General features: G+C 66.3%; 18 protein-coding genes. All 18 read left to right on the top strand.

Annotated elements, in window-relative coordinates; translation table 11 throughout:
• Positions 1–118 precede the first annotated feature (118 nt).
• From ACE3SS_RS03580 to ACE3SS_RS03495, 18 genes are read left to right on the top strand one after another with little or no spacing between them, the layout of a single operon-like run.
• On the top strand, positions 119–1867 hold the full coding sequence (locus tag ACE3SS_RS03580) for a PHA/PHB synthase family protein (protein WP_374591434.1): 1749 nt from the start codon (positions 119–121) through the stop codon (positions 1865–1867).
• Complete coding sequence (fabI, locus tag ACE3SS_RS03575; RefSeq protein WP_276706186.1) at positions 1868–2635, top strand: enoyl-ACP reductase FabI; 768 nt, start codon at positions 1868–1870, stop codon at positions 2633–2635.
• A 4-nt stretch (positions 2636–2639) separates the two neighbouring features.
• Entirely contained in the window at positions 2640–4112 is a 1473-nt protein-coding gene (locus ACE3SS_RS03570) for an efflux transporter outer membrane subunit (protein WP_298428451.1), read from the top strand.
• Between the two features lie 5 nt (positions 4113–4117).
• Positions 4118–5191, top strand: a complete 1074-nt coding sequence (locus ACE3SS_RS03565) for an HlyD family secretion protein (protein ID WP_276706189.1) — start codon at positions 4118–4120, stop codon at positions 5189–5191.
• 24 nt (positions 5192–5215) lie between these two features.
• Positions 5216–8020, top strand: coding sequence for a ribosome-associated ATPase/putative transporter RbbA (gene rbbA / locus ACE3SS_RS03560; protein WP_298428454.1), 2805 nt, complete (start codon positions 5216–5218; stop codon positions 8018–8020).
• 2 nt (positions 8021–8022) lie between these two features.
• On the top strand, positions 8023–9150 hold the full coding sequence (locus ACE3SS_RS03555) for an ABC transporter permease (protein WP_298428456.1): 1128 nt from the start codon (positions 8023–8025) through the stop codon (positions 9148–9150).
• Positions 9151–9188: 38 nt separating this feature from the next.
• Positions 9189–9635, top strand: a complete 447-nt coding sequence (locus ACE3SS_RS03550) for a hypothetical protein (RefSeq protein ID WP_275052757.1) — start codon at positions 9189–9191, stop codon at positions 9633–9635.
• Positions 9636–9639: 4 nt separating this feature from the next.
• Positions 9640–10386: an acetoacetyl-CoA reductase gene (phbB, locus tag ACE3SS_RS03545; RefSeq protein ID WP_276706196.1), complete on the top strand. Its 747-nt coding sequence runs from the start codon at positions 9640–9642 to the stop codon at positions 10384–10386.
• A gap of 58 nt (positions 10387–10444) precedes the next feature.
• A complete protein-coding gene (locus ACE3SS_RS03540; RefSeq protein ID WP_275054837.1) occupies positions 10445–12724 on the top strand; it encodes a DUF3141 domain-containing protein in 2280 nt (759 codons plus the stop codon).
• Positions 12721–14130: a bifunctional enoyl-CoA hydratase/phosphate acetyltransferase gene (locus ACE3SS_RS03535; protein WP_374591430.1), complete on the top strand. Its 1410-nt coding sequence runs from the start codon at positions 12721–12723 to the stop codon at positions 14128–14130. Before ACE3SS_RS03540 ends, ACE3SS_RS03535 begins: the two co-directional genes overlap by 4 nt.
• Positions 14127–15326, top strand: a complete 1200-nt coding sequence (locus tag ACE3SS_RS03530) for an acetate/propionate family kinase (RefSeq protein WP_295382702.1) — start codon at positions 14127–14129, stop codon at positions 15324–15326. The genes ACE3SS_RS03535 and ACE3SS_RS03530 overlap by 4 nt, the downstream gene beginning before the upstream one ends.
• A 10-nt stretch (positions 15327–15336) precedes the next feature.
• Positions 15337–15831: a universal stress protein gene (locus ACE3SS_RS03525; protein WP_295382701.1), complete on the top strand. Its 495-nt coding sequence runs from the start codon at positions 15337–15339 to the stop codon at positions 15829–15831.
• Positions 15828–16910, top strand: coding sequence for a lipid A deacylase LpxR family protein (locus tag ACE3SS_RS03520; RefSeq protein ID WP_374591428.1), 1083 nt, complete (start codon positions 15828–15830; stop codon positions 16908–16910). Before ACE3SS_RS03525 ends, ACE3SS_RS03520 begins: the two co-directional genes overlap by 4 nt.
• Entirely contained in the window at positions 16910–17119 is a 210-nt protein-coding gene (locus tag ACE3SS_RS03515) for a sodium/glutamate symporter (RefSeq protein WP_295382699.1), read from the top strand. Before ACE3SS_RS03520 ends, ACE3SS_RS03515 begins: the two co-directional genes overlap by 1 nt.
• Before the next feature lie 16 nt (positions 17120–17135).
• A complete protein-coding gene (locus ACE3SS_RS03510) occupies positions 17136–18032 on the top strand; it encodes a ribose-phosphate pyrophosphokinase (RefSeq protein WP_295382698.1) in 897 nt (298 codons plus the stop codon).
• A gap of 33 nt (positions 18033–18065) precedes the next feature.
• Positions 18066–20450: a xylulose 5-phosphate 3-epimerase gene (locus ACE3SS_RS03505; protein ID WP_374591426.1), complete on the top strand. Its 2385-nt coding sequence runs from the start codon at positions 18066–18068 to the stop codon at positions 20448–20450.
• A gap of 32 nt (positions 20451–20482) precedes the next feature.
• Positions 20483–21841, top strand: coding sequence for an MBL fold metallo-hydrolase (locus ACE3SS_RS03500; RefSeq protein WP_324590852.1), 1359 nt, complete (start codon positions 20483–20485; stop codon positions 21839–21841).
• Positions 21838–23349, top strand: coding sequence for a thymidine phosphorylase family protein (locus ACE3SS_RS03495; RefSeq protein WP_374591423.1), 1512 nt, complete (start codon positions 21838–21840; stop codon positions 23347–23349). The genes ACE3SS_RS03500 and ACE3SS_RS03495 overlap by 4 nt, the downstream gene beginning before the upstream one ends.
• Positions 23350–23398 lie beyond the last annotated feature (49 nt).

The raw sequence follows: 23398 nt of genomic DNA, 5'->3' as shown, positions 1-23398 counted from the left end.
TTCGCGTTGTCATCGTGGACATGCAACAGTATACTACTGACCGGCCAGTCGGTATTTAAAAGATGATCGATTGATATATGTCAAATTCATCCTCCGGGAAAGCCCCAAGATCCTACTCATGACCTCTACAACCACATCCTCATTGCCAGGCGCGACGCTGGCGGATCGTCTCGACACGCAGGCCCACGCCCAGCTGGCTCGGGCCTCCAGCGGACTCTCGCCGGCCTCTGCGTTGTTGGCTTGGCAGGATTGGGCCGTGCACCTGGCCACTGCACCCGGCAAGCAGATAGCGCTGGCGCAACTGGCCGCCACGCAAGCCCAGGCGCTGGGCCAGTACATGCGCGAGCGCTTGCAGGCCGTACCTGGTCATGAGCAAAATCTGGTGGAGCCGCCAGCACAAGACCGCCGTTTCGCTGACCCGGCGTGGCGCAAGTGGCCGTTCTGTCTCTGGCAGCAGTCCTTCCTGCTGACGCAGCAGTGGTGGGATGCTGCGACCCATGGCGTGCGGGGCGTTGATCCGCACCACGAGAACATGGTGGCGTTCTGGGCGCGCCAGTATCTGGATGTTTTTTCACCCGGCAACCAATTGCCCACCAACCCGCTGGTGCTGCACCGGACGGCCGAGGAACTCGGCGCCAATCTTGTGCGCGGCGCGCAGCACCTGGCCGAGGATTTGCGGCAGGCCGCCACCGGCACCGCGCAGGAGACCGGCTTCACGGTCGGCCGCGATGTCGCTGTCACGCCCGGCCAGGTGGTGCTGCGCAACCGCGTGATGGAGCTGATCCAGTACGCGCCCGCCACCGCCACCGTGCACCCCGAGCCGGTGCTGCTGGTGCCGGCCTGGATCATGAAGTACTACATCCTCGATCTGTCGCCGCAGAACTCGCTGGTGAAGTACCTCGTGGACCAGGGCCACACGGTGTTCTGCATTTCCTGGAAGAACCCCGGCGAGGCAGAGCGCGATCTCGGCATGGACGACTACCTGCGCGACGGCTTCCACGCCGCGCTGGATGCCGTCAACGCCATCGTTCCCAAGCGCAAGGTACATGCCACCGGCTACTGCCTGGGTGGCACGCTGTTGGCCATCGCGGCCGCCGCCATGGCCCGCGACGGCGATACGCGCCTGGCCAGCACCAGCTACTTTGCCGCGCAGACCGACTTCAGCGAGCCCGGCGAGCTGGCCCTGTTCATCGACGAGAGCCAGGTCAGCATGCTCGAAGCGCAGATGGCGAAGACCGGCTATCTGAAGGCCAGCCAGATGGCCGGCGCGTTCCAGATGTTGCGCTCCTACGACCTGCTGTGGTCGCGTCTGGTGAACGACTATCTGCTCGGCGAGCGGAGCGGCTTCAACGACCTGATGGCCTGGAACGCCGACGCCACGCGGATGCCGGCGACCATGCATTCGCAGTACCTGCGCCGGCTGTTCCTGAACGACGACTTGAGCGAAGGCCGCTACCCGGTCGGTGGCCGGCCCGTGTCGCTGGGCAGCCTGACGCTGCCGACTTTCATGGTGGGCACTGCCACGGACCATGTCGCGCCCTGGCGCTCGGTGCACAAACTGCACTTTCTCAGTCCGGCCGAGATCACTTTCGTGCTGACCAGCGGCGGCCACAACGCCGGCATCGTGAACCCGCCGGTGCCCACGTCCAAGCGCCATTACCAGGGGCTGACGCGCGAGGCCGGTGGCACCTATCTGGCGCCCGACGACTGGCTGGCCGCCGCACCCACCGTGCAGGGCTCGTGGTGGCCGGCTTGGCAGCAATGGCTGGCCGCGCACTCGGGCGAGCCAGTCAAGCCGCCGCGCCTGGGCAGCAGTGCTTATCCCGCGATCGCTGATGCACCCGGCAGCTATGTTCTGGAAAAGTAAATGACTAACTCATTGCAAGGCAAGAAGGGCCTGGTGGTCGGCATCGCCAACGACCAGAGCATCGCCTGGGGCTGCGCACGCGCCCTGCGCGATGCCGGCGTCGAACTGGCCCTCACCTGGTTCAACGACAAGGCCCGCCCGCATGTCGAGCCCTTGGCGCAGAAACTGCAGGCCGCTATCACGCTGCCACTGGACGTGGAGCAACCCGGCCAGATGGAGGCCGTGTTCGACGCCATCGCACAGCGCTGGGGCCAGCTGGATTTCGTGTTGCACTCCATCGCGTTCGCCCCCAAGAGCGATCTGCACGGCCGCGTGGCCGACAGCTCGCGCGAGGGCTTCGCGCGCGCCATGGACATTTCCTGCCATTCATTCGCACGCATGGCACATCTGGCAGAGCCGCTGATGCCGCGTGGAGGCAGCCTGATGACCATGAGCTATGTGGGCGCGGAGGAAGTGATCCCGGGCTACGGCCTCATGGGGCCGGTGAAGGCCGCGCTGGAGGCCAGCACGCGCTACCTGGCAGCCGAACTGGGCCCCAAGGGCATCCGTGTCAATGCCATCTCGCCCGGCCCGCTGGCCACGCGCGCGGCCTCGGGCATCCCCGATTTCGATACGCTGTTGCAAGAGGCTGTGCAGCGCGCACCGCTGCGCCGTCTGGTGGACATTGACGAAATCGGTGCACTGTGTACTTTTCTGGCCGGCGATGGAGCCAAGGCCATCACCGGCAGCACGCTCTACGTGGACGCCGGCTACCACATCCTCGGTTGAACGCATGCTGATATCCCGACTCCTCCCTTTGGCCGGCGCTCTGCTGCTGGCCGGTTGTGCCTCGATGGCACCTTCTTACGAGCGCCCGGCCGCGCCGCTGCCCGCACAGTACGGTGCCGGGCTGGCGGCCACTGGTGCCGATGCCGCCGCGCTCGACTGGCGCGGCTACTTCACCGACCCGGCGCTGCAGCGGCTGATCGAGCAGGCGCTGGCGCACAACCATGACCAGCGAGTCGCCGTGCTGCGCGTGCAGGAGGCGCAGGCCGCGTACGGCGTGCAGCGCAGCGCGCGCTACCCCACGCTTGGTCTTTCCGCCGAGGCTGCTCGCGCGCGCACCCCTGCCGACCTGAGTCTCACCGGCAGCGCCGTCACAGGCAGCCAACTCCAGGCCGGTCTGGGCATCAGCAACTGGGAGATCGACTTCTGGGGCCGCATCGCCAGCCTGAGTGAGGCTGCCAAGCAAAGCTTCCTGGCCACGGACGCGGCCCGCCGCGCCACCACGCTAAGCCTGATCGCACAGGTGGCCGATACTTACCTTGGCCTGCGTGAGCTGGATGAACGCCTGCGCCTGGCGCAAGGGAGCGCGGCCAGCCAACGTGAGTCCCTGCGCATCTTCACGCGCCGCTTCGATGTCGGCTCTGCCTCGCGGCTGGAGCTGACGCAGGTGCAGACCCTGGTCACGCAGGCGGATTCGCTGGTCGTCCAGATTCAGCAGCAGCGCGACCAGCAGGCTCATGCTCTGGACTTGCTGCTGGGCAGCCCAGCCGAACTGCCGCCGATGCCGGCTCCGGCTCCGGCCCAGGCCGAAGCGGCATGGCAGTTGCCACCGCTACAGGTGGGACTGCCATCGGAGTTGCTGTTGCAGCGTCCCGACATCGTCGCGGCCGAACACCAGTTGCGCTCTGCCAACGCTCAGATCGGCGCTGCTCGTGCGGCCTTTTTCCCTAGCATCCGGCTGACGGCCTTCGGCGGTACGGCCTCTAACGAGCTCGATGGCCTGTTCAAAGGGGCCAACCGCGCGTGGAGTTTCGCGCCCAGCCTTTCCCTACCGATCTTTGACGGCGGCCGAAATCAGGCCAACCTCGACCTGGCCGAAGTGCGCCGCAATCTGGCCGTGGCGCAGTACGAGCAGGCGGTGCAGACCGCCTTCCGCGAAGTGGCCGACGCGCTGTCGGCACGCCGCTGGCTCGCCAAGCAGGTGCAGGTCCAGGGCGAGGCGTTGACCGTGCAGCAGGAACGCGCCCGCCTGTCGCGCCTGGCCTACGACAACGGCGCCACCAGCTTTCTGGACGTACTCGATGCCGAGCGCTCGCTGATCTCCGCCGCGCAGCAACTGGTGCAAACCCGCCGCGCGCTGCTGGCCAGCCAGGTCGCCCTGTACCGCGCGCTGGGCGGCGGCGCACAAGCGCTGCCTGACGCGCCACTGCTGGCATCTCCCACTGTTCCTGCCTCTGCCGCAGCCCCCATCACTCACTGAATACCATGGACAACGCATTGAAGAAGAAACTCATTACCGTCGGCATTGCAGTCGCGCTGGCCGCATGTGGCTGGTACGCCTGGCAGAAATACAAGGACGGTCAGGACAACGACGCCTTCCTGAGCGGCAACGGCCGCATCGAGGCCACCGAGGTCGATGTGGCGACCAAGCTGGCGGGTCGCGTCGATAGCATCCTGGTCGGCGAAGGCGCCTTCGTGAAAGCCGGGCAGATGCTGGCCACCATGCAGGTGCAAACGCTGAACGCGCAACTGCGCGAAGCCCAGGCTCAGCGCCAGCAGACCCTGGCCGCCGTCGCCAGTGCGCAGGCCCAGGTGACCATGCGCCTGAGCGACAAGACGGCCCAGCTCGCCCGGATACGCCAGGCGGAGGCCGATCTTGACGCCGCCAAGCGCAGGCTGGCACGTTCGGAGACCTTGACGAAGGAAGGCGCTGCCTCGGCGCAGACGCTGGACGACGACCGGGCTCGCGCACGCAGCGCTGAAGCCGCGATTGCCTCCGTTCAGGCGCAGGCCGACTCGGCCGATGCCGCCGTCGCCGCCGCACGCACGCAGGTCACGAGCGCACAGTCCCAGGTGCAGGCCATCGATGCCACGCTGGAGCGCATCCAGGCCGAAATCGACGATAGCCAGCTGAAAGCGCCGCGCGATGGCCGCGTGCAGTTCCGCCTGGCCCAGCCCGGCGAAGTACTCGGCGCTGGCGGCAAGGTGCTAAACCTGGTGGACCTGTCCGACGTCTACATGAGCTTCTTCTTGCCCGAAACCGCGGCCGGCCGCGTGGCGCTGGGCACCGAGGTGCGCATCGTGCTCGATGCCGCGCCCCAGTTCGTGATTCCTGCCGAAGTGTCCTTCGTGTCGAGCACGGCCCAGTTCACGCCCAAGACAGTGGAAACCGCGAGCGAGCGCCAGAAGCTCATGTTCCGCGTGAAGGCGCGCATAGCGCCTGAGCTGCTGCAAAAGCATCTGGAGCAGGTCAAGACGGGCCTGCCTGGCGAGGCGTGGATCAAGCTTGACCCGCACAGCGCGTGGCCGGCCCATTTGCAAACCAAGCTTGCGCCTTAACGGCGCGACACAGGGCTAGGCTTCATGGTCTCTGCAACTGATTCAACCCCGGTCATCTCCCTGCATGATGTGCGCCAGCACTACGGCAAGACCGAAGCGCTGCGCGGCATCACGCTGGACATCCCCGCGGGCGGCATGGTGGGCCTCATCGGCCCCGACGGCGTCGGCAAGTCCAGCCTGCTGTCGCTCGTGGCGGGGGCGCGTGCCGTGCAGCACGGGCAGGTGCTCGCGCTGGGCGGCGACATGGCCCGCCGCAGGCACCGCAACGCCGTGTGCCCGCGCATTGCCTACATGCCGCAGGGCCTGGGCAAGAACCTCTACCCGACCTTGTCGGTCGAGGAGAACCTGCAGTTCTTTGCGCGCCTGTTCGGGCATGACGCGACCGAGCGCCGCCGGCGCATCGATGACCTGACGCAGAGCACGGGCCTGAAGAAATTCCTGAGCCGCCCTGCGGGCAAACTCTCGGGCGGCATGAAGCAAAAGCTCGGCCTGTGCTGCGCGCTGATACACGACCCCGACCTGCTGATCCTGGACGAGCCCACCACCGGCGTGGACCCGTTGGCGCGCGCGCAATTCTGGGACCTGATCAACCGCATCCGCGCCACTCGCCCGCAGATGAGCGTGCTGGTGGCCACGGCCTATATGGACGAGGCCCAGCGCTTTGACTGGCTGGTGGCTATGGACGATGGCCAGGTCCTGGCCACGGGCACGCCTGCGGAACTGCTGACGCGCACCCAGACCGAATCGCTGGAGGCGGCCTTCATCGCCTTGCTGCCTGAAGACAAGAAACGCGGCCACGCCGCCGTGGTGATTCCCCCGCTGCAGACCCGAGCGGACGACATCGCCATCGAGGCGCAGGACTTGACCATGCGTTTTGGCGACTTCGTCGCCGTGGACCATGTCAACTTCCGGATCCGGCGCGGCGAGATCTTCGGCTTTCTCGGCTCCAACGGCTGCGGCAAATCCACCACGATGAAGATGCTGACCGGCCTGATGCCTGCCAGCGAAGGCCGGGCCTCGTTGTTCGGCCACGAGGTGGACTCCGGCGACATCGCCACGCGCCGCCGCGTGGGCTATATGTCGCAGGGCTTTTCGCTGTACGGCGAGCTGACGGTGTTGCAGAACCTGGTGCTGCACGCCCAGTTGTTCGACGTGCCGGCGGCCGAGATCTCCGCGCGCGTCGAGGAAATGCTGGAGCGCTTTGGCCTGCGCGAAGAGCGCCATGACCTGCCCGACAAGCTGCCGCTGGGCCTGCGCCAGCGCCTGTCGCTGGCCGTGGCCATGGTGCACAAGCCCGAGTTGCTGATTCTGGACGAGCCCACGTCCGGCGTGGACCCGATCGCACGTGACCAGTTCTGGCGCCTGCTGGTGGAGCTGTCGCGCCGCGACCAGGTAACGATCTTCATCTCCACCCACTTCATGAACGAGGCCGAGCGTTGTGACCGCATGTCCATGATGCACGCGGGCAAGGTGCTCGACTCCGACACGCCCGCCAAGCTGGTCGAAAAGCGCGGCGCTGCCACACTCGAAGAAGCCTTCATTGGCTATCTGGTCGAAGCCTCTGGCGAAGCGGCGCCTGTACTGAACAATAAAACAGGAGCACCAATCGCAGATATAGTAATAGTTTCAGATACAAAAATACCTGAAAACGTTGCTCAGCAAGCGCAAGCTGCTCCTGTTTTAGAGCAACGCGCTCACGCTCCGGGCTTCAGCCTGCAGCGCCTGTGGAGCTACCTGTGGCGTGAAGCGCTGGAGCTACAGCGCGACCCGGTGCGCGCCGCGCTGGCCCTGGTGGGCTCGCTGGTGCTGATGATCGTGATCGGCTACGGCATCAGCATGGACGTGGAGGACCTGACCTTCGCCGTGCTCGACCGCGACCAGAGCACCCTGAGCCAGGGGTACACGCAGGGCCTGTCGGGCTCGCGCTACTTCATCGAGCAGGCGCCGCTGACCTCGTACGAGGACCTGGACCGGCGCATGCGCGCCGGCAAGATCGCAGTGGCCATCGAGATCCCGCCCGGCTTCGGCCGCGACGTGCTCAGCGGCCGCTCCACCGCCATCGGCGCGTGGTTCGACGGCGCCATGCCTTCGCGCGCAGAAACGGTCAAGGGCTATGTGCAAGGCATGCACCAGCTGTGGCTGAGCGAGCAAGTGCGCGAGCGTACCGGCCAGGAGGTCAGCAGTCAGGTCAGCATCGAAACTCGCTACCGCTACAACCCGGATGTGAAGAGCTTGCCGGCCATGGTGCCGGCGGTGATTCCGATGCTGCTGCTGATGTTCCCGGCCATGCTCACCGCGCTGGCTGTGGTGCGCGAGAAGGAGCTGGGCTCCATCGTCAACCTATACGTCACGCCGGTCACCCGCGTCGAGTTCCTGCTCGGCAAGCAACTGCCCTATGTCGCGCTGGCGATGCTGAACTACCTGCTGATGTGCGCCCTGGCGGTATTCGCGTTCGGGGTGCCGATGACGGGCAGCTTCGTCACGCTCACGCTGGCGGCCCTGCTGTTCACCATCATTGCCACCGGCATGGGGCTGCTGGCCTCTGCCGTCACGCGAAGCCAGATCGCCGCCATGTTCTTCGCCATGCTGGGCACCTTGATCCCGGCCACGCAGTTCTCCGGCCTGACGGACCCGGTGTCCTCGCTGGAAGGCGCGGGCCGCTGGATCGGCGAGATCTACCCCGCCACCCACATGGTGACCATCAGCCGCGGCGTCTTCAGCAAGGCGCTGGGCTGGCATGACCTGAGCAGCTCCTTCGGGCCCATGCTGATCGCCATTCCCGTGATCATCGGTATCGCCATCTGGGCGCTCCCCAAACAGGAAAAGTAGCCATGGCGCACCATCTGAAAAACATCTGGCGCCTGGGCGTCAAAGAGCTGTGGAGCCTGTGGCGCGACCCGGTCATGCTTGTGCTCATCGTCTACACCTTCACGCTGTCGGTCTACACCGCGGCCTCGGCCATGCCCGAGACGCTGCACAAGGCTCCGATCGCCATCGTCGACGAAGATCAGTCGCCGCTGTCCACACGCATTGCCTCGGCGTTTTACCCGCCCCATTTCATGCCGCCGCAGATGATGAACTTCGCGCAGGTGGACCCGGCGATGGACGCTGGAACCACCACCTTCGCGCTGACCATCCCGCCGGGCTTTCAGCGCGACGTGCTGGCTGGCAAGAAGGTGGAGCTGCAGCTCAACGTGGATGCCACACGCATGAGCCAAGCCTTCTCGGGTGGCGGCTACGTGCAGCAAATCGTGAGCGCCGAAATCAACGAATTCACCCAGCGCCACCGCGCGGCCAGCAGCTCCCCGGTGGACCTGGAAGTGCGTGCGCGCTTCAATCCAACGCTGAACAAGACCTGGTTCGGCGGGGTGATGCAGATCATCAACAAAGTGACCATGCTGTCCATCATCCTCACCGGCGCGGCGCTGCTGCGCGAGCGTGAGCACGGCACCATCGAGCATCTGTTGGTGATGCCCGTGACGCCCACCGAGATCATGCTGGCCAAGGTCTGGTCCATGGGGGCTGTGGTGCTGCTGGCGGCCGGGGTGTCGCTGAACCTGGTGGTGCGTGGCTGGCTGCAGGTGCCCATCGAAGGCAGCGTGGCGCTGTTCCTCGCCGGCTCGGCACTGAGCTTGTTCGCCACCACGGCCATGGGCATCTTCATGGCCACCGTGGCGCGCAGCATGCCGCAGTTCGGTCTGCTGCTGGTGCTCACGGTGGTGCCTCTGCAACTGCTGTCGGGCGGCTCCACGCCGCGCGAATCCATGCCGCAGATGGTGCAAGACATCATGCTGCTGGCACCCACCACCCACTTCGTCAGCATGGCCCAGGCTATCTTGTATCGAGGCGCAGGGTTGTCCGTGGTGTGGCCGCAGTTCCTGGCGCTGCTGGCCATCGGCGGTGTGCTGTTCGCGCTGTCGCTGGCGCGCTTTCGCAAGACCATCACGCAGATGGCCTGAGTTCCTTTCACCGTCATTCCTGTTGAATTGGATATCCCATGAGTCACGAGACCTTTGCCCTGAACCTTTGCAAGGCCAACGCCGAGTTGCAGCTTGAGTTCGGCCGCCTGCTGCTGGAAAACGCGCAGCGCAACCTGGAGCTCTTGCAGCGCGGCGCCGCGCAAGGCCTGGCCGATGCCAAGGCCGGCATCAACGGGCTGCAGGGCGCAGCGGACTGGCAGGCCCTGACCCGCCTGCCGACCGAATCCTTGCCGGCCGCCGTGCAGCGGCACCTAGCCGAAAGCCAGACGCTCGGTCAGCAGGCCGTGCAGAACCAGTCCGCCTTTGCCAGCGGCGTGCAGCAAGCGCTGGTCTTCTGGCTGAGCACCGTAACCCACCGCAGCGCGGAGTCGCAGACGGTCGCCGCCGCCATGCCCGATTGGCTCAAACCCTGGGCCAGGCTGCTACCGCAGCAAGGCACGACCGCAGCGGCTCGGAAGGAGTGATCCAATGACACAACAACAGCGCACCGCACTGGTCACCGGCGGCATGGGCGGCCTCGGCGAGGCCATCGCGCGCAGCCTGCACGACGCGGGCCACCGCGTGCTGCTGACCCACACGCGCGACGAGGGCGCCGCAGCCGACTGGCTGGCCGCGCAGCAGGCCGAGGCCTACGCATTCCAGGCCTACGCGGCCGACGTGGCCGACTGGGAATCCTGCCAGCGCATGGCCGCGCGCATCGCCGCCGACGGCCACCAGGTCGACATCGTGGTCAATAACGCGGGCATCACCCGCGACGCGACGCTGCGCAAGCTGGGCAAGGACGGCTGGGACGCCGTGTTGCGCACCAACCTCGACTCGGTCTTCCACGTCACCAAGCCCTTTCTCGACGGCATGCTGGAGCGCGGCTGGGGGCGCGTCATCAACATCTCATCGATCAATGGGCTCAAGGGCCAGTTCGGCCAGACCAACTACTCGGCGGCCAAGGCCGGCATGCATGGCTTCACCAAGGCATTGGCCCAGGAGGTGGCGCGCAAGGGTGTGACGGTCAACACGGTGTCGCCGGGCTACCTCGCCACCAAGATGGTGACGGCCGTGCCGCCGGACGTACTGCAGCAGATCGTCGCCGGCATCCCCGTCGGCCGCCTGGGCCAGCCCGCCGAAATCGCCGCGCTCGTCTCCTTCATCGCCAGCGAGGCCGCAGCCTTCATGACCGGCAGCAACGTCTCGATGAACGGTGGCCAGTACATGGCCTGAGAACACCTGCCTTTTCCCCCGACCGAGCCACACCATGACCCCATCCGATGACACCGCCATGGCGGGTGCGCCACCCTTCGGTTTTGGCGCGCCAGCCCCGTTCTCGCCGCTGGCCCAAGCCGCCTGTGCCTATGCCGCTGACGCCTGGCAGCGGGCGCTGCTGGTCGCCGACATTGAGCGTGAGGTTGGCGACCAGTATCAGGCCCAGCGCGGCATGGACGTACCGCATGTGCTGCACTTCGCGTTCGAGCCGGTCATGTCCGGCGCGGAGCTGCCGCGCCCGGTGAACTACGGCTTGGTGCGCATCCTGCCGCCCGAGGGGCAGCCCACTGGTGAGGGCATGCGCCCCTTCGTCGTGGTCGATCCGCGCGCGGGCCAGGGCCCCGGCATCGGCGGCTTCAAAGCCAAGAGCGAGGTGGGTGCGGCGCTGCAGGCCGGCCATCCCTGCTACTTCGTCGGCTTTGCGCCGGACCCGGTGCCCGGCCAGACGGTGGAAGACGTGATGCGCGCCGAGGCGGCCTTTCTGCGCAAGGTGGCCGAGTTGCATCCAGACAGCGCCGGCAAGCCGGCCGTGGTCGCTAACTGCCAGGCCGGCTGGCAGATTCTGATGACGGCGGCGGTCTGGCCCGAACTGTTCGGTCCCATCATCGTGGCCGGCGCGCCGCTGTCCTACTGGGCCGGCGACAACCCGATGCGCTATGGCGGCGGGCTGACTGGCGGTAGCTGGCTGACCGCGCTGGGCGGCGACCTGGGCGCGGGCCGCTTCGATGGCGCCTGGATGGTGCAGAACTTCGAGAACCTGGACCCGGCCAACACGCTGTGGAAAAAGCATTACCACCTCTACGCGAACGCCGACACCGAGGGGCGCCGCTACCTGGAATTCGAGAAATACTGGGGCGGCTATGTGTTCCTCAACGATGTCGAGATGCAGTACATCGTCGACAACCTATTCATCGGCAACAAGCTGTCCACCGCGCAGTTACTGACCTCGGACGGCGTCCGCATCGACCTGCGCAACATCCGCTCGCCCATCCTGGTGTTCTGCTCTTATGGCGACAACATCACGCCGCCGGCGCAGGCGCTGGGCTGGATCACTGACCTGTACCGGGACGACCGCGACCTGCTGGGCCACGACCAGACCATCGTCTATGCCACACACGACAGCATTGGCCACCTGGGCATCTTCGTGTCAGGCGCGGTGGGCGACAAGGAGCACCGCAAGTTCGCCAGCGCCATCGAGCAGATCGAGCTGCTGCCGGCCGGCATCTTCCACGCAACGGTCAAGGACACGCCACCCGGCTCTTTGCTGCAGGACCCGCATCTGCTGGGGATACGCCGCAGCAGCATTGACGAGGTGCGCGCCATCGTGCAGCCCGACGCCGCCTCCGAGCGCCGCTTCGCCGCCGCCGCGCGCGTCTCCGAGATCAACCTGGCGCTGTACCGCAGCCTGCTGCAGCCCTGGGTGAGGGCCTGGGCCACGCCACAGCTGGCGCAGGCGCTGCAGACCCTGCACCCGATGCGCGTCAGCTTCGCGCACTGGTCCAGCTCGCACCCGCTGGCGCCCCGCGTGCAGGCGCTGGCCGACAGCGCGCGCACGCAGCGCGTGCCGGTGACGCCGGACAACCCCTTTGTGCAGTGGCAGGAGCAGGTTTCGCTGGCGATCGAACGGGCGCTAGACGCCTACCGCACGCAGCGTGACGAAGGCTGGCGCATCGCCTTCGAGACGCTGTACGGCTCGCCGTGGCTGCAAGCGCTGACCGGCGGCGACGCCGCCGCCCCCGTGCGTCCGCACCCGGGCGAATCGCCCGAGCACCGCGCCTTTATCCGACAGGTCGAGTCCTATCTGCAGCAGCAACTGCATGTCGGCGGCCTGCCAGAGGCCGCATTGCGCGCACTGTTCTACATCTTCGGCCATTGCGGGGAGATGGACGAGCGCTTGCGCCACGAGGCCGCGCGGCTGCTGCATGAAAACGTCAGCGATCACGTCATCGACACGTCGGAGCATCGCCGCGTGCTGCGCGAGCAGGCGCTGATCGTGCTCTACCACGGCCCGGCCATCGTCGACGCGCTGCCGGCCATGCTGCGCGGCACGCCCGCCAGGACGCTGCAGGCGACGGCGCGCTTCATTGAGCAGCTGGTGCACAGCAGCGGCGGAGGGCTGACAGACCAGGGCGAACAGGCGCTGGCACTGGTACTCGACGCCCTTGCGACCGCAATCGCGGCTGCAACTGCGACAAATACCGAAGCCGAAGCATCAGCACCGGCCACGCCGGTTCACCAGCCCCCCACCAAGACAACTCGCCCATCGCCGCGGGTCAAAAAGAAAAGCTACACATGAGTGACATACAACCCATCGGGATCCTGCGCAACCGCACCTTCGATGAATTGCAGATCGGTGACAGCGCCAGCATCGAGCGCCAGCTGACGCAGCAGGACATCGCGTTGTTCGCCGTGATGTCGGGTGACGTGAACCCCGCCCACCTCGATGCCGAATACGCCGCCGCCTCCCAGTTCCACGGCGTCATCGCCCATGGCATGTGGGGCGGCGCGCTGATCTCGGCCGTGCTCGGCACGCGGTTGCCCGGCCCCGGCACCGTCTATCTGAGCCAGACACTGAAATTCCGCGCGCCGGTGCGCGTGGGCGACCGACTCACGATCAGCGTCACCGTCAGCGCCAAGGACGAGGCCAGGCGTCGCGTCACGTTGGCGTGCCGTTGCGTGAACCAGGATGGCCAAGCCGCGATCGAGGGCGAGGCCCTGGTGCAGGCGCCCGAGCAGAAGATCGAGCGCCCGGCCACCACCCTGCCCGAGGTGCGGCTGCTGGCGGCCAGCGGCCTGCCGCGCCTGCTGGACCACGTCAAACCCCTGGGCCCGATCCGAGTGGCCGTGGTCCACCCCTGCGATGCCCTGAGCCTGGGCGGCGCGTTGGACGCGCGCGCGGCCGGCCTGATCGAGCCGGTGCTGGTGGGGCCGCGCGCCCGGCTGGAAGCGGTGGCCGCCGAGGCCGGGCTGAGCCTGGCCGGCATCGAGATCGAGGACGTGCCGCACAGCCACGCCGCCGCCGCACGCGCCACCGAGCTGGGCGGCCAGGGCGCGGTGCAGGCGCTGATGAAGGGCAGCCTGCACACCGACGAACTGGTCAGCGCCGTACTGGTGCCGGCCGCCGGGCTGCGCACCAAGCGCCGGCTGTCGCATTGCTTCCTGATGCAGACGCCGGCCTACCCGCGCCCCTTCATCATCAGCGACGCCGCGATCAACATCGCGCCCACGCTGGAGCACAAGGCCGACATCATCCGCAATGCCATCACGCTGGCGCATGCCATCGGCGTGGCCGAACCGCGCGTCGCCATCCTCGCGGCCGTGGAGACGGTGAACCCGGCCATGCCGGCCACGCTGGACGCCGCCGCGCTGTGCAAGATGGCCGACCGCGGCCAGATCACCGGCGCGGTGCTGGACGGCCCGCTGGCCTTCGACAACGCCGTGTCGGCCGCGGCCGCCCGCACCAAGGGCATCGTCTCGCCGGTGGCCGGCCAGGCCGACGTGCTGGTCGTACCCGATCTGGAGAGCGGCAACATGCTGGCCAAGCAGCTCGAATACATGGGCGATGCCGCCACGGCCGGCATCGTGCTGGGCGCCAAGCTGCCCATCGTGTTGACCAGCCGCGCCGACAGCCGCGAGACGCGCATCGCCTCCTGCGCGGTCGCGGTGCTGCTGGCCCATCACTTCCAGGGCAACCCGCAATGAGCACGCCGGCCTACATCGTGGTGCTGAACTGCGGCTCATCGAGCATCAAGTTCGGCGTGTTCGAGACCACCGGCGGCGGGCGCCGGCCGGCCTGGAACGGCAAGGTGCAGGGCATCGGCGGGCCCAGCCCCGATTTCGGCGCCAGCACGCTGCCGGTGCACTCGGTGGACCTGGGCACCGAGCACCCCTATGCCGTGGCGCTGCAGATCATCCGCGACGCGGTCCTGCGCTGGCTGGACGGCCGCCCCATCGCGGCCGTCGCCCACCGCGTGGTGCACGGCGGCGCCAAATACGTCGCGCCGACGCGCGTCGGTGCCCAGGTGCTGGCCGACCTGAAGGCGCTGGTCCCGCTGGCGCCGCTGCACCAGCCCTTTGCGCTGGAGGCCATCGCGATCCTGCTGCGCGAGCGGCCCGAGCTGCCGCAGATCGCCTGCTTCGACACGGCCTTCCACCACACGCTGCCGCCGGTCGAGCAGTTGCTGCCGCTGCCGCATGCGCTCACGGAGCGTGGCCTGCGCCGCTACGGCTTCCACGGCCTGTCCTATGAATACATGGCCGTCACGCTGGCCGAGCGCCATGGCGAGGCCGCGCAGGGCCGCACCCTCGTCGCCCACCTCGGTTCGGGCGCCAGCCTGTGCGCGATGCGCGGGCTGGCGAGTCAGGCCACGACCATGGGCTTCTCGGCGCTGGACGGCCTGATGATGGGCACGCGCACCGGCGCGCTAGACCCGGGGGCGGTGCTCTACCTGATGGAGGTGGAGAAGCTGACGCTGGAACAGGTCGGCCACATCCTGTACCACGAGAGCGGCCTGCTGGGCGTGTCGGGCCTCTCGTCCGACCCGCGCGTGCTGCTGGCCCGCGAGGCCGGCGAGCCGCGCGCTGCGCTGGCGCTGCAGCTCTACGTGCGCCGCATCGTGCGCGAGATCGGCGCGCTCAGCGCCGTGCTGGGCGGGCTGGACCTGCTGGTGTTCACGGCCGGCATCGGCGAGCACAGCGCGGTGCTGCGCCAGCGCATCTGCGCCGAGCTGGGCTGGCTGGGCGTGGACATCGACGCACCGGCCAACGCGGCCGACGCGCCCCTGATCTCCACCGCCACGAGCTGCGTGCGCGTGGCCGTGGAGCCAACCAACGAGGAGTGGATCGCGGCCTGCCATGCGCAGCGCCTGCTCGACGCCACGGCCCTTGCCTTTTCCTGAGAGACCCCCCATGTATTCCAGACTCTTGGTGCCGCTCGACGGCAGTACCACTGCCGAACTGGCCTTGGACCATGCCGCGTCGCTGGCGCGCCTAAGCGGCGCGACCGTGGTGCTGCTGCACGTAATCGAAGAGCTGAAGCACTGCAACGGCTTCGAACGGCCGCAGGTCTATATCGAACAGGTCCACCCCGGCTTCCTGGCCGCCGGCCAGGCCCTGCTCGATGCCGCTGCCGCACGCCTGCGCGGCCAAGGCTTGGCAGTGGAAACCTTGCTGGTCGAGAGCAAGGGCGAGCGGGTGTCGGTACTGGTCGCCCAACAGGCCCTGTCCGCGCGCTGCGATCTGGTGGTGCTGGGCACGCACGGCCGCCGCGGCGTGGACCGGCTGCTGATGGGCAGCGACGCCGAGCAGGTGGCCCGCATAGCACCGGTTCCTGTCATGCTGGTGCGTCAGCCCCAATCAGCCGCTGTAACCAGCCAACCGGAGTGGGTGGGCACTGCAGCGTGACGGCAGTCCAGCCCAAACACTTCGTTCAGAGACTTGGCGCCGCAGCCGTACTGTTGCTGTCGCTGAGCATCGCGTCCGAAAATGCCTTTGCGCAGGAACAGTCCTGCCCGCGCGACAACCCGCTGCGCTCGACCGGAACGCTCAATCTGCGGATCGACAACGACATGTTCGGAGGCGTTGGTCAGGACCGGGGGTACACCAATGGGTTTCTCGTCAGTTGGGTCTCTCCAAACCTGATCGACTATATCGATGACCCATGCCTTCCGCGACTTGTCCGCGGCCTGAATCGCTTTCTCGAAGTGCTGCAGCCCGAGGGTTTCGACGAGCAGAACATGACTATCGGATTCGGGCAGATGATGTACACCCCGACCGACAAGACGCGCAGTGATCTGATAGCGGATGACCGGCCTTTCGCCGGCGCATTGATGCTGAGTTTCGGCTACAACGCGAGGCTTGCAGATACGCTTCGTACCTCGCAGATTCGCGTTGGCGTGGTAGGGCCATCCTCCCTGGCCAGACAAACACAGAACTGGTGGCACGACATCATTGGAGTAGATCGCTTCAATGGCTGGGGGCATCAATTGCGCGACGAACCGGTGCTGCAGTTGATCCACGAACGCAGGACTCGCGCATTCAGGCAAGAGACTGCCGGCGGTTGGGGATTGGACTTCACCCACCACTGGGGCGGCAGCCTGGGCAACTTCGCCACCTACGCGAACGCGGGTGCAGAGCTTCGCTACGGAATACGCCTGCCCGATGACCTCGGTACCGCGCCGCTGCGGCCAGCCGGTGAAAATACCTCGCCTGTCAGAAAAACCGCTGGCGGCAACTGGAACGGGCATCTGTTCGTTGCGCTTGACGCCCGCTGGGTTTTGCACGACATCACGCTGGACGGCAATACCTTTCAGTCCAGCCACAGTGTCGACAAGCGGCCCTTCGTGGCCGACATCGGCTATGGCCTCGCGTTCACGCATGATCACTGGCGCATCGCGTTCGCGCGCTACTACCGCACACGCGAATTTCGCGGACAGCAAGAGATCCCAGTCTACGGAACGATCACCGTGGGGCGGAGATTTTGATGCAGGTCGATCGCTTCCTGGGCTCCACACTGGCCATCTTGCTGCTGTTCATTGGCAAGGGCTTGGTCGCTGGCGTGGAACCGCTGCGCCGGTACCGTATTTCTGAGGCACTGGCAGGCGGCATGCTGTACGTAGCGACGTTGCGCGCCCTGGCCCAGTCGTGGCTATTTGAGGCAGCGTCACCATGTGAGATCCAAAGCAGCTCATGAAGAAAGAGAGCACCCCATGCGACGACTGACCCTGGCCCTTCCCGGTAATGAAGAACTGGCCCATAGCCTCGCCCAGGCGTGCGGCAGCGAGGTCGGCGGCATCGAAATACGCCGATTCCCCGATGGCGAGAGCTATGTCCGTCTGCATGGCGATCCCTTGGGGCGTCCCGTCGATCTGGTCTGCACGCTGGCCCGGCCCGATCCACAATTCCTGTCTCTGGTGTTCGCCGCTGATGCTGCGCGCGAGCTTGGCGCCAGCGAGGTGAACCTGGTCGCGCCGTATCTGGCCTATATGCGCCAGGACAAGCGATTCCAGGAGGGGGAAAGCGTGACGTCGCTGTCTTTCGCACGCTTGGTCTCGTCGACATTCGACAAGCTGCTCACGGTGGATCCGCATCTGCACCGGCATCCCACGCTCTCGGCGGTTTACACCATTCCTACCAAGGCTTTGCATGCCGCGCCGTTGCTGGCCGACTGGATCGTGCAACACGTCGAAAAGCCCTTGGTCGTCGGTCCCGACGAGGAGAGCGAGCAATGGGTGGGCGCCATCGCGGCTCGCATCGGCGTCCCGCACGCCGTGCTGCGTAAGACCCGCCATGGTGATCGCAGTGTCGACATTGACGCCCCCGATCTGTCCGCCTGGCGCGACAGAACCCCGGTCTTGGTGGACGACATCGCGTCGTCGGGGCGCACGCTGGCCATGGCGGCGCACAAGCTCGTCGAGCAGGGGATGCGTCGGCCTGAGTGCGTCGTGGTGCATGCGCTGTTCGCAGAGGATGCCTGGACACAACTGGCGCCCTTGTTCTTCAGGATCACGTCCACCGACGCGGTACCGCATGCGAGCAACCGGATTGCCTTGGCTCCATTGTTCGCCCAAGCCCTGCTCAGCGGTCAGACCGATCCGTGCGGCTGATCCCTGCATACCCAACATCTGAAGGAGACCGACATGCCCCCTCATCAGGCCAACCCTCTTGCCGACTGGCAGTCCGGCTACGGGCCCATCGTCCACCGCGCTGAAACCATCGAACGCATGCAGGCCCTGGTGCAGCGACTGGTCACACAAATGCGTGTGGCAGACGTTGCCACGGCCCATGCGCTGTTGAGTGCGGCCGACCGTGTCAGTTGCACGGCCATGAGCGTGGTGGCCCACATGACCTATGCCCGGCGCATCGACCGCAGCGGCAACCCTCTGGAACCCGAGGATTTCAAGCGCACCCCTGAAGGCCACACCGGCGGCTCGCTGAACATGGTGCCGGCTTTCGTGGGCTACTTGCTGGCCAATGCGTTGACCGGAACGACACGCGGCTGGGTGATGGGACAGGGCCACTGCGTGGCCGCCATCGAGGCGGTGAATGCCTTGATCGGCGATGTATCCGCTACGCAACGCGGCCGCTACGACCGCAGCGAGGCGGGCCTGTCGCGGCTGATCGGGGATTTCTACTCCTATGCCATCGATGAGCAGGGCCGGCCTGCGGTGCCGTTGGGCAGCCATGCCGGACCGAACACGGCCGGCGCGATCTCCGAGGGTGGTTACCTGGGGCTTGCCGAGCTGCAGTATGTGCATACGCCACTGCCGGGAGAAAGCCTGGTCACCTTCCTCAGCGACGGTGCCTTCGAGGAGCAGCGCGGCTCGGACTGGGCGCCGCGCTGGTGGCGTGCCGAGGACTGCGGCTTTGCCATCCCCGTCATGGTCCTCAACGGCCGGCGCATCGAGCAACGCACCCAGATCGTGCAGGAGGGCGGCGCTGGCTGGCTGGCCGAGGATCTGCGCCACAACGGCTTCGATCCCATCATTGTCGATGGGCGCGATCCTGCGGCGATCGCCTGGGCCATCATCGAAGCCGAGGATGCATTGAGCGCATTCGTAGCGCAAGCGGACCGGCGCTATCCAGCCAAGTTGCCCTACGTGATTGCCGAGACGGAGAAAGGCTTCGGCTTTCCGGGCGCTGCTACCAATGCCGCCCACAACCTGCCGCTAGCGGGCAACCCGCGCGAGAACGCACAAGTACGAGCGGTTTTCAATGCGAGCGCTGCGGCGCTTTTTGTGCCGGAGGCCCAGCTGGAGGAGGCTCTCGCCGCGCTCACGAACCACGATTGGAACCGGCGCCCGCGCGAGAGCGGACACCCTATGGCCCACCGCCGTCCAGCGAACCCTCACTTGCCGCTGCCGAACTGGGCGCCGGCGGGCGCATCGAGCTGCGCCATGGCCGCGCTGGACCACTGGTTCGTCGCGCTAGTGCAGGCGAATCCACAGCTGCGCGTGCGCATCGGCAACCCCGACGAACTCGCCAGCAACAAGATGGGCACCACGTTGGCGCTACTCAAGCACCGCGTCAACGTGCCCGAGCCCGGCGTTGCGGAATCGCTGGACGGCGCGGTGATCACGGCGCTGAACGAGGAGGCCGTTGCGGGAGCCGCGCTCGGCAACAAGGGTGGGCTGAATTTGATCGTCAGCTACGAAGCCTTCGCGGTCAAGATGCTGGGCATGCTGCGCCAGGAGATCATCTTCGCGCGCCGGCAGAAGGAGCTCGGCCAATCGCCGGGCTGGATCTCGGTTCCGCTGATCGTGACCTCCCACACTTGGGAGAACAGCAAGAACGAGCAGTCGCACCAAGATCCCACCATCGGAGAAACACTGCTGGGCGAGATGTCGGACACCGCGCGGGTGCTGTTTCCGGTCGATGCCAACACGGCGACCGCCGCGCTGCGCGAGGTCTACGCCGGCCGGGGCCAATTGGCCTGCATCGTGGTGTCCAAGCGCGACACGCCGAATCATTTCACAGCCGAAGCGGCCCAGGCGTTGCTCGCGCACGGGGCGGCCCATGTGGCCGGCGACCCAGCCACCGCGCAGCTGCAGTTCGTGGCGGTCGGTGCCTACCAGTTAGAGGAAGCCCTCAAGGCTCATGCGCGCCTGGCACACCATGGCCTGGCATCGTGCGTCACCGTGGTGGTCGAGCCCGGCCGGCTGCGCATGCCGCGCGACGATATCGAAGCCGGTTTCGTGCTCGGCGATGCCGACCTGGAGAGTCTCTTTCCCCCGCAGCTGCCACGCGTGCTGCTGAGCCACACCCGTCCGGAACCCATGCTGGGCGTGTTGCGCCGGATCGACGCGGGCCCCTCGAAGACACGGGCGCTCGGCTACATCAACCGTGGCGGCACACTCGACGTCGCTGGCATGCTGATCGCCAACCGATGCACCTGGGTGAGTGCCATTTATGCCGCAGCGCAAGTCACGGGCTGGAACAACTCGCAGGCTGCCGTGGGCAACCCGGACGACCAATCAGCGTCTGCCAGTTCTGAGGCGGTTGCCACGGGCTCATCGGCAGCCTGATTCACATCATTCCAACATAGAAAGAAAAATCCATGCTTTCATTGACCAGCCTAGGCGGATCCGGCACCGTTACCGGCTCCAAGCACCTGCTCACCAGTGGCGACACACGCATCCTGATCGACTGTGGCCTGTTCCAGGGGCTGAAGAACCTGCGTGAACTCAACTGGCGCCGCTTGGACGTGTCGCCTCGCGACATCGATGCAGTGGTGCTAACTCACGCCCATCTTGACCATTGCGGCTACCTGCCCCGACTGATACTGGACGGATTCCGCGGCAAGATCTTCTGCACCCAGCCCACGCGCGACGTGGCCGAGTTGATCCTCCTCGACAGTGCCTGGCTGCAGGAAAAGGACGCTGACTTCGCCAACCGCAAGGGATTTTCCAAGCACAAGCCGGCCTTGCCGCTGTACACCGTGCCAGACGCCGAACGTGCGCTCAAGCACTTCCATCCGGTAGCGCTGCACAGTGAGGTCGAACTGCCCGGCGGTGCCAGACTCACGCTGCGCCGCGCGGGCCACATCCTGGGCGCCACAACGGCACAGATCGATATCGATGGCCAGCGCATCGTCTTCTCGGGCGACTTGGGGCGCTACGGCGACACGGTCATGCACGATCCCGAAGCGGTGCCGTCGGCCGACTATATTGTGATCGAATCCACCTACGGTAATCGCCGCCATGACCGCTCGGACGCGGTCAAGGCGCTTGGCGAAGTGATCTCCCGCACGGTGCAACGCGGCGGTACGGTGGTGGTGCCGGCGTTCGCGGTCGGCCGTGCCCAGTCCTTGATCCACGATCTGTGGCTGCTGCGCCAACAAGGCGGGTTGAACAACGTCCCCGTGTACCTGGACAGCCCCATGGCGAGCAGTGCGACCGAACTGCTGTACCGGCACAAGAGCGAGCACAAGCTCGCGGAGCACGAGTTCGAGCAAGCCTGTGCGGCCGTCACCTACGTGCGCGAAGTCGAAGAGTCCAAGGCGCTGTCGGCCAACCGTTATCCCAAGGTGATTCTGTCGGCCAGCGGCATGGCCACCGGTGGCCGCGTGCTGCATCACATTGCCGCCTTCGCGCCAGATCACCGCAACACCTTGCTCTTCTCCGGCTTCCAGGCCGCAGGCACCCGCGGACGCAAGCTGATTGAAGGCGCACGCGAGGTGAAGATGTTCGGCCAGTGGATCCCCGTAAACGCTGAAGTGGCTGAACTGCCGATGCTTTCAGCGCATGCGGACAGCGACGAGCTTGTGCAATGGCTGTCGGGCTTTGCGCAAGCACCCAAACGCCTCTTCATCGTGCATGGTGAGCCCGATGCCTCCGAAGGCCTGCGCGAACGTGTCCAGCGCGAACTCAACTGGCAGGCCACGGTGCCGCTGCAAGGCCAGGAGTTCGAGCTGTGAGCGCACGGCTACCTCCGCCTCCCCTGCGGGCGGTACGCATGTACCTGCATGCCCAGCACCAGCCTGTCGCGCTCATGCGCACCGACTGTCACGTCTGCCGCGCTGAAGGTCTGGCACCTCGCTCCCAGGTGCTGATCGTTGCAGGCGACCGCGAGGTGCAAGCCCTGCTGTACCAAATCGACAGCGACTTGCTCGCCACCGGCCAGGTCGCATTGTCCGAAGCCGCCTGGACGGCCCTGGACATCGGAGACGGCGATAGCGTGGTCGTCCGGCATCCGCCAGTGCTGGAATCGCTGGCCGGCATTCGCAGGCGCGTCCATGGGCAACGCCTGAGTCCAGAGGAGCTCGCGGCCATCGTGCACGATGTGGTTCAGGGGCGCTACACCGACGTGCATTTGTCTGCTTTCCTGACGGCCACAGCAGTATTGCCGCTCGACGCGCAAGAAACCGTGTCCCTGACGCGCGCCATGGTTGAGGTCGGTGAAACACTGAAATGGAACGCACCCATCGTGGTAGACAAGCATTGTGTCGGCGGTCTGCCCGGCAACCGGACAACGCCCATCGTGGTCGCGATCGCTGCCGCCAATGGACTGGTCATGCCCAAGACCTCCTCGCGCGCGATTACCTCGCCGGCAGGCACGGCCGATACCATGGAGACGCTGACGCCGGTAGACCTGGACATCGCGGCGCTGAGGCGCGTGGTCGAGACCGAAGGCGGATGCCTCGCCTGGGGCGGGGCCATGCACCTGTCACCCGCCGACGACATTTTCGTGCGCATCGAGCGCGAACTGGACATCGACACCGAAGGCCAGTTGATCGCATCGGTGCTGTCCAAGAAGATATCTGCCGGTGCGACCCATGTCGTCATCGACATTCCCGTAGGCCCCACCGCGAAAGTACGCAGCAAGGAAGCGGCACAACACCTGGCTGCCCGCCTGGCCGAGACCGCTGCGCAATTCGGGCTGGTTCTGCGCTGCATCTTCAGCGATGGCAATCAGCCAGTGGGGTGCGGCATCGGGCCCGCCCTGGAAGCACAGGATGTGCTGGCGGTGCTGCATCGCGATGATGACGCTCCCATGGACTTGCGTGAACGCGCTGCCTCGGTCGCGGGCGCAGTGCTGGAATTGGCTGGGGCTGCAACTGAAGGAGATGGCATGCGGCTGGCTTTGGAGACGATCGACAGCGGTCGCGCATGGGAGAAATTCCAGCGCATTTGCGCAGCCCAAGGCGGCTTGCGTCAGCCCCCCGTCGCCGAGTATGTCGAACCACTGATCGCGGCGCACGCAGGGCGAGTCGTGCACATCGACAACCGCAAGCTCGCTCGACTGGCCAAACTGGCGGGAGCACCGCAGAGCCTGGCCGCCGGCATCAGCATGCATGTGCGGCTGGGCGATGAGGTCGCACGCGGCCAAACATTGCTACGCCTGCACGCGCAAACGCAAGGGGAACTCGCCTACGCACTAGGTTACGCAAACGAAGTCGGGGAAATTGTCCGAGTAGCACAGTAAGGATCTCAATCGTATATCGCCCCTAGGTTGTTTCTCGTCCCGATACCGA

The organism is Aquabacterium sp. (assembly GCF_041915145.1).
Lineage (GTDB): Bacteria > Pseudomonadota > Gammaproteobacteria > Burkholderiales > Burkholderiaceae_C > Aquabacterium.
Note: the sequence above shows the minus strand (reverse complement) of the source record. Positions and strands in the feature narration are given on the sequence as shown.

Bases quoted from the DNA above. Each gene is read 5' to 3' on its own strand.
- ACE3SS_RS03580 (WP_374591434.1), top strand. From the start codon at position 119: ATGACCTCTACAACCACATCCTCATTGCCAGGCGCGACGCTGGCGGAT.
- fabI (WP_276706186.1), top strand. From the start codon at position 1,868: ATGACTAACTCATTGCAAGGCAAGAAGGGCCTGGTGGTCGGCATCGCC.
- ACE3SS_RS03570 (WP_298428451.1), top strand. From the start codon at position 2,640: ATGCTGATATCCCGACTCCTCCCTTTGGCCGGCGCTCTGCTGCTGGCC.
- ACE3SS_RS03565 (WP_276706189.1), top strand. From the start codon at position 4,118: ATGGACAACGCATTGAAGAAGAAACTCATTACCGTCGGCATTGCAGTC.
- rbbA (WP_298428454.1), top strand. From the start codon at position 5,216: ATGGTCTCTGCAACTGATTCAACCCCGGTCATCTCCCTGCATGATGTG.
- ACE3SS_RS03555 (WP_298428456.1), top strand. From the start codon at position 8,023: ATGGCGCACCATCTGAAAAACATCTGGCGCCTGGGCGTCAAAGAGCTG.
- ACE3SS_RS03550 (WP_275052757.1), top strand. From the start codon at position 9,189: ATGAGTCACGAGACCTTTGCCCTGAACCTTTGCAAGGCCAACGCCGAG.
- phbB (WP_276706196.1), top strand. From the start codon at position 9,640: ATGACACAACAACAGCGCACCGCACTGGTCACCGGCGGCATGGGCGGC.
- ACE3SS_RS03540 (WP_275054837.1), top strand. From the start codon at position 10,445: ATGGCGGGTGCGCCACCCTTCGGTTTTGGCGCGCCAGCCCCGTTCTCG.
- ACE3SS_RS03535 (WP_374591430.1), top strand. From the start codon at position 12,721: ATGAGTGACATACAACCCATCGGGATCCTGCGCAACCGCACCTTCGAT.
- ACE3SS_RS03530 (WP_295382702.1), top strand. From the start codon at position 14,127: ATGAGCACGCCGGCCTACATCGTGGTGCTGAACTGCGGCTCATCGAGC.
- ACE3SS_RS03525 (WP_295382701.1), top strand. From the start codon at position 15,337: ATGTATTCCAGACTCTTGGTGCCGCTCGACGGCAGTACCACTGCCGAA.
- ACE3SS_RS03515 (WP_295382699.1), top strand. From the start codon at position 16,910: ATGCAGGTCGATCGCTTCCTGGGCTCCACACTGGCCATCTTGCTGCTG.
- ACE3SS_RS03510 (WP_295382698.1), top strand. From the start codon at position 17,136: ATGCGACGACTGACCCTGGCCCTTCCCGGTAATGAAGAACTGGCCCAT.
- ACE3SS_RS03505 (WP_374591426.1), top strand. From the start codon at position 18,066: ATGCCCCCTCATCAGGCCAACCCTCTTGCCGACTGGCAGTCCGGCTAC.
- ACE3SS_RS03500 (WP_324590852.1), top strand. From the start codon at position 20,483: ATGCTTTCATTGACCAGCCTAGGCGGATCCGGCACCGTTACCGGCTCC.